The organism is Hydrogenophaga sp., assembly GCF_051007235.1.
Lineage (GTDB): Bacteria > Pseudomonadota > Gammaproteobacteria > Burkholderiales > Burkholderiaceae_C > Hydrogenophaga.
Window position 1 is genome coordinate 1 of record NZ_JBPCSJ010000538.1, and the last position, 2,695, is coordinate 2,695.

General features: G+C 72.9%; 2 protein-coding genes. One reads left to right on the top strand and one right to left on the bottom strand.

Translation table 11 applies throughout. From position 1 onward, the window contains the following. Positions 1-1,667, bottom strand: a 1,667-nt coding sequence (locus ACR2JA_RS19185) for a protein-disulfide reductase DsbD family protein (protein ID WP_434010663.1), incomplete at its 3' end; no start/stop codon positions are given. A gap of 152 nt (positions 1,668-1,819) precedes the next feature. Here ACR2JA_RS19185 and ACR2JA_RS19190 point away from each other — a divergent pair. Beyond that, on the top strand, positions 1,820-2,653 hold the full coding sequence (locus tag ACR2JA_RS19190; protein WP_434010664.1) for a creatininase family protein: 834 nt from the start codon (positions 1,820-1,822) through the stop codon (positions 2,651-2,653). The last annotated feature ends 42 nt before the right edge of the window (positions 2,654-2,695 follow it).

Consider the following 2,695-nt stretch of genomic DNA (forward strand, 5'->3'; position numbering starts at 1 on the left):
TGCCCCAGCACCCACAGCAGCCAGACCACGGTGGCGAACATGGGGAAGGCCATGCCGTGGCGGAAGGTGTTCATCCACGCGCCGGGGCGGGGCAGGGCGCGCGCCACCGCCGGCCACCCGCTGGCCGCCAGGTAGGGCAGGGCCATGCCCAGGCCGAGCAAGGCGAACACGGCCAGCGCCTGCCAGGCCGGCAGCGCGATGGCCAGGCCCAGCGAGGCGCCCATGAACGGCGCGGTGCAGGGCGAGGCGATGGCCACGGCCAGCACGCCGGTCAGGAAGGCGTCGGCCGTGGGGCTTTTGGCTTGAAGGGTGGCCACGCGGGACGGCAGCACCGAGCCGAACTCGAACAGGCCGGCGAGGTTCAGGCCGATGACGGTGAACAGCGTGGCCAGCGCGGCCACCACCCACGGGCTTTGCAGCTGGAAGCCCCAGCCGATGGCCTCGCCCGCTGAGCGTAGACCCAGCAGCAGCGCGCCCAGGGCGACGAAGGACAGCACCACGCCGGCGGTGTAGGCCAGGCCGGCGCGGCGGTGGGCGGTTGTGTCGTCGGCGTGCTGGGCAAAGGCCAGCACCTTGATGGCCAGCACCGGGAACACGCAGGGCATGAGGTTGAGGATCAGGCCGCCGAGCAGCGCGCCGATGAGGGCGGCCCACAGCGTGATGGGGGCGCCGCCGCCGGCGGAGGGCGCTTTGGCGCGGGCGGCGTTGTCGTCCAGGGCTTTTTGCAGCGCGTCGGGCACGGCGGCGGGCAGCGCGGCCACGGCCGGCCAGGTGCCTTGCACCGGCAGCGCCAGGCGCACGCCGGCCGGGGCGGCGCCTTCGCCGGGCGGGTTGGCCAGGGCCAGCACCAGCGGCACCTCGGTGGGGCTCTCGCTGCGCTGGGCCGACAGCGGCACCTGCGCGGTCCAGCGTTCGCCGTCCCAGGCCTGGGTCCAGGCGGCGCCGGGTTCGATCAGGCCCGGCGTCTCGGGCAGGAATTCCAGGGTCTTGCCGCGCCAGGCGGCGGGCAGGCCGTTGACGCTGGTCTTGAGGAAGCCGGGTTCGGGCGTCAGCGTGCTGCCGGCGGCGGGCTGGTCTTTGGGGCCGGCGGCCAGCGCGGCTTCAAACGCCAGGCCGTGCAGCGCGGTGGAGCCTTGCACCGGGATGCGCAGCTTGAAGGTGCCCTCTTCGGGGATGCATTCCTTGCGGCACGACAGCCAGGTGGCGTAGAGCTGCACGTCGATGTGGCTGCCGGTGAACGCCGGGTCCACCTGAAGGGGCACGGGCAGCAGCACGGTGCCGTTGTAGCCGTAGTTGGCCAGGCTGCCGAGCGGGAACTTGCGCGGCGTGGGCCAGGCGATGGGGCCGGCCGTGACGCCGGGCGGCAGGGTCCACTGCAGTTCGGTGGGCAGGCCGGAGTCGCCCGAGTTCTTCCAGTAGGTGTGCCAGTCGGGTGTGTGCGTCAGCTGCAGGCCGACCCAGACCGGGCGGCCCGGCGACGCACCGTCGGGCGCGTGGGCCAGCAGCTGGCCGCTGACCATTTGCGCCTGGGCCGCCGCGGGGGCGTTGCCCAGCAGGTTGGCGGTTTGTGCGGCCGCGCCGGCGGCAACGCCCCCCAGCAGGGCGGACAGCCCCAGCGACAGGGCCCAGCGGCGGAGGGTGGGCAACGGACGGGAGAACAGCGACATGGAACAGCGAACGGTTGGAAGGGGCGCAAAGAGCGGCACGGGGGTAGGAGGTCCGGGCGGGACGGGAGTTCCGCGCCAGCGGGCCTCAATATAAGCCCGCGCTGTTGGGTGGCGGGCGCGGCGGGTCGGCCAGGGCGCCTAAGATGCGGCCCATGAACGCCCCGACACGCCACTGGTCCGACCTGTCCACCGCCGACTTCGCCGCCCTCGACCGCGCGCGCGCCATCGCTGTGCTGCCGGTGGCCGCGACCGAACAGCACGGGCCGCACCTGCCGCTGTCGGTGGACACGGACATCGTCAACGGCGTGGTGGCCGCGGCGCTGCCGCACCTCGCGCCCGACCTGCCGGCGCTGTTTTTGCCCACCCAGACGGTGGGTTTCTCGCCCGAGCACACGCGCTTTGCCGGCACGCTCACGCTCAAGGCCGAGACGCTGATCCGCGTCTGGACCGAGCTGGGCGAGTGCGTGGCCGCCAGCGGCGTGAAGAAGCTGGTGCTGCTCAACAGCCACGGCGGCCAGGTGGGCGCGCTGGACCTGGTGGCGCGCGACCTGCGCGCGCGCCTGGGCATGCTGGTCTACAGCGTCAACTGGTTCGGCCTGCCGCTGCTCGACGCGCAGGGCCAGGACGTGAACGCGCGCTTCAGCGCCGAGGAGCACCGCTTCGGCATCCACGCCGGCGAGATCGAGACCTCGATGATGCTGGCGCTGCGCCCGCAGCAGGTGCGCATGGAGCGGGCGGGGTATTTCCGGTCCACGTCACAAGACCGGGCCGAACGTTTTGCCACGCTGGGCAACGGCAAGAGCGCCAAGCTCGGCTGGATGATGCAGGACTACAACCCGGAAGGCGCGGTGGGCCACGCCGCCGCCGCCACGGCCGACAAGGGCCACGCGCTGCTGGACGCCGCGGGCCGTGCCCTGGCCCGCCTGCTGGCCGAGATCGACCAGCTGCCGCCCGACACCTTGACCGAGAAAACCGCATTCAGCTGAACCGACGTGCCGTGCACTGGTCGGCGCGCGTGCCTTTGTCCA

Coding starts and splice junctions, on each gene's coding strand:
- ACR2JA_RS19190 (WP_434010664.1), top strand. CDS start 1,820: ATGAACGCCCCGACACGCCACTGGTCCGACCTGTCCACCGCCGACTTC.